Genomic DNA, 6,395 nt, shown 5'->3' with positions numbered 1-6,395 from the left:
CATCCAACAGGGTGCAACCGCATAAAACGGAGCGGAACCGTTGTCAAGGAAAACGTGGAATACCGAAGCGGCAGCGCCGCGAGGATATGCCGCGAAAGTTCCTTGACATAAGGTTCACGGATAATCCTGATACATTGGTCAGCAAGTGTGCTTGCTGGCCTGCTTCCGGCGAGGACGGGTGCGGGCAGAGCCCGCTTAACGGGTCAAGGGACTGGTCCCTTGCAGGTTCTTAGGGCGGAGCCCTAAGCCCTCGGAGAGCTTGTCGGTATCAATATCTACATTTTCAAGGTTCTTTTGAGCCTTTTTTCTTTGGCTCATTTTTCCATAGCAGACTTTACACTATCATTTACCATACGAATTTCAATTGCCCATCGATCCAGCTCTTTTGCTCTGCCTTGTGAATCTCATCCTCAGGTCTCACATTGCCGATAAGAAGCGGCGAATCCGGATCATGCTTTGCATAATTGTCCATTACGGTTTTTTCATCATAATTTGCGTAGCAGTATCTGCACATATGAAGACAGGTGTTGTACATTCCGATATCCCCGCCGAGGTAGCAGGCGCAGGAGGATCTGGCACCCTTCACCTTCGGGAACTCCATGGTGTTGTGAATGGCCTTTTCGTAAATTGGCTGAGTCATACAGCCGCTGCAATCAGCCCCGAATCTTTGAAGCTCTGTGCCTTCACTGCAGGGCCTAAGGACCATCCCATGCTCCTTTGCAATCTTTGCCATGTGTTCTCCAAGATAGAGCCTGTCCTTTCTTTCAACCGCCTTAGCTTCCGGGAAATTCTTTTTTACCTTCTGATACAGATCAATAAAGCTGATAACCGCGGTCTCTGTATATCCATCCAGTTCCCTGGCTATCTTTTCAAATTGCTCGATGTGATAATCTGCAGTGTACTTTTCATCAATAAAAATGGGATCATATCTCCATCCCATGGAGTCTACGCCCGCAAATTCCGACAACCTTTTGAAGGTCTCCACAACCTCCATGGAATCAGGAACCTTAGGCTCTATGTCCCTTCCAAATCCTGTAATCGTCACGTACCAGTACATCCCATAGGGCTTAAGAAGCTCCAAATGCTCCAGCATGGGCTTTGGATTCTTAGAACAAAAGCATATAAGATCCACCACGGAAGGATTCAGATCATATTTAGTTATATAGGTCATATTAAATGGATTTCTGACGTAGACATAGCCTTCCTTTAATCTGTTGGCAAACCATTCAGAATAAAATGCAGGTATGTCCGTCCGAGATCCGGACTGAATTATCATTATTTATCCTCGTTTCGAGCTCTTTAATATATCATCTTTTATATGAATGCTTAGTACATCTCTTTAACAAGAAAGGGAGTATTCCTTTCCTATTACAATCGCCTTCGAATCATGTCCATGCCCAATCTCCCTGGTACATGCAACAGGAAGCTCCTTTGAAATATGCATTTTAAGCAAATCATAAACCGATAAAGATAGACCAGCTTTTTCATAATTTGTAAACGTACCAAGCATAACTCCAGTCACCTTATCAAAAACTCCCATATCTTCAAGCTGCGCAAAAAGCGTTGCTATCTGTCCGCACTCTCCTCCCAGGGATTCAAGAAATAATATCTTACCATTCATATCAGGGAAATACTTTGTCCCGGCGAGCTTGGTAAAGCATCTTATATTACCGCCTACGACAATGCCCTTCATGGCATTTCCCTGTAAAAAGCTGTAGTCGATATCAAAAAGGTCATTATTTTTTCCTAAAAGATAATCTGAGAAACGCTGCCTCTGCATCTCTGCGTATTCCCATATTACATTTTTCACCTGATAAAGAACCGATGGCTTTCCAGTCATCGTATATATGGCATTTATCACGGTTGTCAGATCACTATATCCCCAAAATATCTTCTTTGTTTTGGAAATTGTCTCAAAATCCAGATACTTAAGAACTCCATTTGCCAGGTCACCACCTGAAATATCATAGATAGCTTCTATCTCATCATCTTTATAAAAGCTCATGAGATCAGCAGCTCTTTCCATATCAGTACCACTAAATTCGTCCACAGTTCTTATAATATGCGATGCCGGAACAGCTTCTATTTCCATATCCCTAAAAGCATCTACAAGCTCTGTGATCTGTCCTTCCCACTCAGCTAAATGCCCACTTGAACAGGCTGATAATCCTACTTTCATTTTTTTCCTCCAACAATTAAAACTCCCTCTTACAGGCATTTTTATAATTTACATATTATTCGCCAACATTACAATCTTTTAATATTTACAACTATTGAACTATAGATTGCCTAAAATTAAAATATTTACAAGTACCTCTTTAAAGTTATTTTTGCCTGGAGAATTCCAATGAAAAAATTCCTTGCTCTTTTGGCCAATTATAAAAACTCTTTATTTTTATCCACATGCCTATATGTTCACGTAACTTCATTTTTTACTACCTGTACTGTGGCGCAACTCTTGTATCCACCACCAGATTTAAAAAAGCTTTACTCCAGTTAATAGGTATCCTGACCACTTTCGTTATCTTTTACATAGACATGACTGAAAACGATATTGCAGTATGATGGGGCGGTGAAGAATTTATTCTCTTTATGCCCGGAACCGATATAAACTCCGCTGAAAAGAAGCTGGAAAAAATGCAGAATACTATACGAGAGCATCAGGTTAAGCTTGGAGATAATTCAATAAACTTCACAGCCACCTTTGGCCTTGCAAGCGGTAATGACCTTATGAAATATGAACAGGTGATAAATACTGCAGACCAAATGCTGTACTATGGCAAAAATCATGGTAAAAATTGCATCATCAAAGACATACCCTGATCCATTAATAAATCTACTTCATTAAACCACCATGAAAATAGCATTCATAAACTCTCACAATATCATTACAATAGCTTCGCCGTTTTTATAAAAAGCACTGGTCCTATCGCTGTTAAAGCCATTGATTTTCATTACTGATATCAGCGTATGCATGAAAAACCCGTGTGATATCAACACGCAATCCTCATTTTTTTCGATGATATCCTTTGTAAAACGTTCCGCCCTTTCTACTGTCTGCTTCCTAGTCTCAGGCTGCCTTTTATTGTCAGTCATCCATTGAATACGTCCTAAAAAGTACCAAACCCATATCGGAAGCTTTAATTTTGTATCAAAGGCAGCTTTCATTGGAACTTCATGGATAAGCTCGGATTTGCAAAAATCCCTCTCACCATATAGCATCTTAGCAGTCTGAGTACTCCTATCCAAAGTACTTACATATATGATAGGAACCTCATTAGTAGCTACTCTTGTCATTTCTTCAATAGGCGCGGTGTCATAAAGCCTGCATTCTTCATCAAATTCATCTGAGGAGCAGCTCTTTTTCCAAATATGTTTCACTTTTCCATGGCGTATTATAGTTACTTTCAAATCTGATTCCCCTAATTCTTACTTTTCATACATGACTCATGTCTATATCTAAACACAATGCTCTAGTTTCGAATTTGCATCCATTCACTTTTTAATCGTTCCATATTCCATGCAGCATTGGCAGGACTGGTTGAAGGCAGGCATATAGCCTCTCTTTGTATGAGCTTCTTAGTATATTTTTCATAGTACTTATATGCCGTCTTGCCATTAACATAAATGTTTCTGATATTGGCAGCATCAAGGATAATACTAAGATCATTTGGAACTACGTTTTTTATGCTGGCATCTGATGATCCCACTATATCGCAGGACTTGATAACATCCCACACTGCAATATTATGGCGAAGTAAAAACGCCCTTTTCTCCTCAATTGATTCCGGCATATCATCCTCAAAGATTGAAGCAAGCAGCTTCCAGAACCGATTCTGTGGATGTCCATAGAAAAAACAAGCTTCCCGAGACTTAACAGAAGGAAAGCTTCCCAAAATCAAAACCTTTGAATTTTCATCATAAACAGGTGGTATCGGATGTATTATCATTTAGTGATGGCAGCCTCCATGTCCGCAGGAATGGCCCTCACCATGCTCATGGTCATGATGATCGCAGTTAGCCTCACCGCTTGCATCAAGAGTTCCAGCAATCAGAGCCTCGACAGCTGCATCTGTGCTTCCACTTGCTCCCGCATAAAGTTTGATGCCGGCTTCCTGAAGCGCTCTCTGTGCTCCACCACCAATTCCACCGCAGATAAGTGCATCCACTTTTGCGATATTAAGAATGCCAGCAAGTGCACCACATCCCTCATCGTTTGTGCCAAGGATCCTGGAATCAACTACTTTGTTATCTTCGATGTCGTAAACCTTGAACTGCTCTGTTCTTCCAAAATGTCCGAAAACATTGCCATTATCATATGTTACTGCTACTCTCATTGTCTTATCTCCTTTTTCATTCATGCTTATCTGTAAGCTGTTTCTTTCTGTGTCAATTTCGATATTGCCACCGGCAATGGAAAGTCTCTTGCCCTCTACAACAGCGCTGACAAGTTTCTTCCTTGCATTCTCATACATGGCAGTCACTGTTGTCCTTGCAACACCCATTCGTAAAGCGCATTCTTCCTGGTTTAACCCTTCATAATCCAAAAGCCTTATAGTCTCAAATTCATCCAGGAACATCTCTATTGTTTCAAAGATATCATTTTCCGCATCTTCAGGAATAAAGCTGTAATAATCCGGAAAACGACATATTCTCCTGCACTTTGGTGTTCTTGACATAGCTATCCTCCATTAATCAAAATTGACATATGTCAGATAAAATATTACACCCATTCTGACATATGTCAATATAATGTCATGTTATTCTATTATCATTGAGAGTTTTTTCCCCATGAAAATACCAAAAATGCAACAGCAAGCACTTAGTCCCACATACACTCCTCCAAGTGCGTATGCTTTCTTCTCAAACAGATTAAATGCCTCAAGTGAAAACGTAGAAAATGTTGTAAATCCGCCACATACACCGGTCTTCCAGAACAGAACTGTATTAGGCGTTACATCTCCCTTTTCATCTGTTATTCCTACGATAAAACCTATAAGAATTGCACCAAGTATGTTTGTTACCAATGTCAGTATCGGAAACTGTGTTTTCACAGGTATAAGACTTATCGCATATCGTGCTACAGCTCCCAATGCACCGCCAAGCGCCACAAAGACAAAACTCAACATTCAATCTACCTCTTTTCCATCATCCCTTTTACTATTTCGTATACTTTTTTCATCAGAATAATATAGGTTGCCCCAAAAGCTCCAGCAGCCATTATCCGGGCACATTTCTTTTTCTGAGGATCAATACAGGTGCCGGCTATTACGCCTAAAGAAAACAGGCATATTTTTGTCAGTGCAAAATCTCTCCAATCACTCTTTGCTGCATATTGGTTACCAAGTTCAAATAACTGATTCATTTACTTGTTCTCCATTCTTTCGACAAAATCGTCTATCGCTTCCTCTAAAGACAAATCTGGATTCACATGTATATAATTCAATATAACAAAAAAGAGAAGCGCAATCTACTTACGCTTCTCTCTTCATGCCGGCGACCGGGATCGAACCGGTACGGGTATCGCTACCCACGGGATTTTAAGTCCCGGGCGTCTGCCAGTTCCGCCACGCCGGCGCTTATTAACAAAAAGTCGCTACTACAGCGACTTCTTAAGTGGAGCTTCGGGGACTCGAACCCAGGACCGACCGGTTATGAGCCGGTTGCTCTAACCAACTGAGCTAAAGCTCCTAATGAATGACTCCGACGAGGCTCGAACTCGTGTTACCGCCGTGAAAGGGCGATGTCTTAACCACTTGACCACGGAGCCGTGTTTTTCCTGCCTCGCAGGCTCTTCGATTGTAGAACTCCGTACAACCAGCTCCCCAAGTAGGACTCGAACCTACGACACTTCGGTTAACAGCCGAATGCTCTACCGACTGAGCTATTGAGGAAAATTAAACCATGCGATGCATGGTTTAAACAGTGATCTGAATACTTGCATTCAAGGCACTGTTTAAATCGTGCATCATAGGGCGCAAGCCCGACAGTCGGGATTGCTTGCAATCGCGACGGAGGCATGGTTTAAAACCTAGGCGCGTACAATCACATAACTACTAGTACAATTCCGTACCTTCAAAACCGAACACTGAATTTCATCTTGATCCGTTATCTTTTGTTCTATATCCTTTTTGGACAAGCCCTCGACCTATTAGTACACATCAGCTGAACATGTTACCATGCTTACACCTTGTGCCTATCTACCTCATAGTCTCTAAGGGGTCTTACTGCCGAAGCAGGGATATCTCATCTTGAGGGGGGCTTCACGCTTAGATGCCTTCAGCGTTTATCCCTTCCGGACTTGGCTACCCAGCCTTATGCATCTGGCGATGCAGCTGATACACCAGCGGTCCGTCCATCCCGGTCCTCTCGTACTAAGGACAGCTCCTCTCAGA

7 protein-coding genes, 4 tRNA genes, 1 rRNA gene and 2 pseudogenes are annotated in these 6,395 nt (G+C 41.8%); 2 read left to right on the top strand and 12 right to left on the bottom strand.

Translation table 11 applies throughout. The features are described from left to right. Positions 1-233 (top strand): annotated as a pseudogene (locus tag G587_RS25625) (hypothetical protein); the annotation flags it as partial. A gap of 113 nt (positions 234-346) precedes the next feature. Here the strand turns inward: G587_RS25625 and G587_RS0116160 are convergent. Together G587_RS0116160 and G587_RS0116155 are read right to left on the bottom strand one after the other, a co-directional pair. Beyond that, complete coding sequence (locus G587_RS0116160) at positions 347-1,276, bottom strand: DUF1848 domain-containing protein (protein WP_026493096.1); 930 nt, start codon at positions 1,274-1,276, stop codon at positions 347-349. 63 nt (positions 1,277-1,339) lie between these two features. Beyond that, the gene (locus tag G587_RS0116155) at positions 1,340-2,179 is read right to left on the bottom strand and encodes an LD-carboxypeptidase (protein WP_035787067.1); all 840 of its coding nucleotides are present in this window, start codon (positions 2,177-2,179) and stop codon (positions 1,340-1,342) included. 398 nt (positions 2,180-2,577) lie between these two features. Here G587_RS0116155 and G587_RS0116150 point away from each other — a divergent pair. After that, a pseudogene (locus tag G587_RS0116150) lies at positions 2,578-2,823 on the top strand (GGDEF domain-containing protein); the annotation flags it as partial. 54 nt (positions 2,824-2,877) lie between these two features. Here G587_RS0116150 and G587_RS0116145 read toward each other — a convergent pair. The 10 genes from G587_RS0116145 to G587_RS0116100 form a co-directional block, all read right to left on the bottom strand. Then, positions 2,878-3,381, bottom strand: coding sequence for a phosphoglycerate mutase family protein (locus G587_RS0116145; protein WP_207637481.1), 504 nt, complete (start codon positions 3,379-3,381; stop codon positions 2,878-2,880). 92 nt (positions 3,382-3,473) lie between these two features. Further along, positions 3,474-3,950 carry a DNA-deoxyinosine glycosylase gene (locus tag G587_RS0116140; protein WP_026493092.1) on the bottom strand — a complete coding sequence of 159 codons (477 nt, stop codon included), beginning with the start codon at positions 3,948-3,950 and terminating at the stop codon, positions 3,474-3,476. Continuing rightward, positions 3,951-4,679, bottom strand: coding sequence for a NifB/NifX family molybdenum-iron cluster-binding protein (locus G587_RS0116135; protein ID WP_026493091.1), 729 nt, complete (start codon positions 4,677-4,679; stop codon positions 3,951-3,953). It abuts the gene before it with no gap. A gap of 81 nt (positions 4,680-4,760) precedes the next feature. Next, entirely contained in the window at positions 4,761-5,126 is a 366-nt protein-coding gene (crcB, locus tag G587_RS0116130; protein WP_026493090.1) for a fluoride efflux transporter CrcB, read from the bottom strand. An 8-nt stretch (positions 5,127-5,134) separates the two neighbouring features. Continuing rightward, positions 5,135-5,365 (bottom strand): hypothetical protein, encoded by a 231-nt coding sequence (locus G587_RS0116125; protein WP_026493089.1) that lies wholly within the window; start codon positions 5,363-5,365, stop codon positions 5,135-5,137. Between the two features lie 126 nt (positions 5,366-5,491). After that, a tRNA-Leu gene (locus G587_RS0116120) sits at positions 5,492-5,577 on the bottom strand. Positions 5,578-5,617: 40 nt separating this feature from the next. Beyond that, a tRNA-Ile gene (locus G587_RS0116115) sits at positions 5,618-5,691 on the bottom strand. A 7-nt stretch (positions 5,692-5,698) separates the two neighbouring features. After that, a tRNA-Glu gene (locus tag G587_RS0116110) sits at positions 5,699-5,770 on the bottom strand. Between the two features lie 51 nt (positions 5,771-5,821). Next, positions 5,822-5,894, bottom strand: a tRNA-Asn gene (locus G587_RS0116105). Positions 5,895-6,131: 237 nt separating this feature from the next. After that, positions 6,132-6,395: ribosomal RNA gene (locus tag G587_RS0116100) — 23S ribosomal RNA — on the bottom strand; the annotation flags it as partial.

This window comes from Butyrivibrio sp. XPD2002, assembly GCF_000423945.1.
Taxonomy (GTDB): Bacteria; Bacillota; Clostridia; order Lachnospirales; family Lachnospiraceae; genus Butyrivibrio.
Note: the sequence above shows the minus strand (reverse complement) of the source record. Positions and strands in the feature narration are given on the sequence as shown.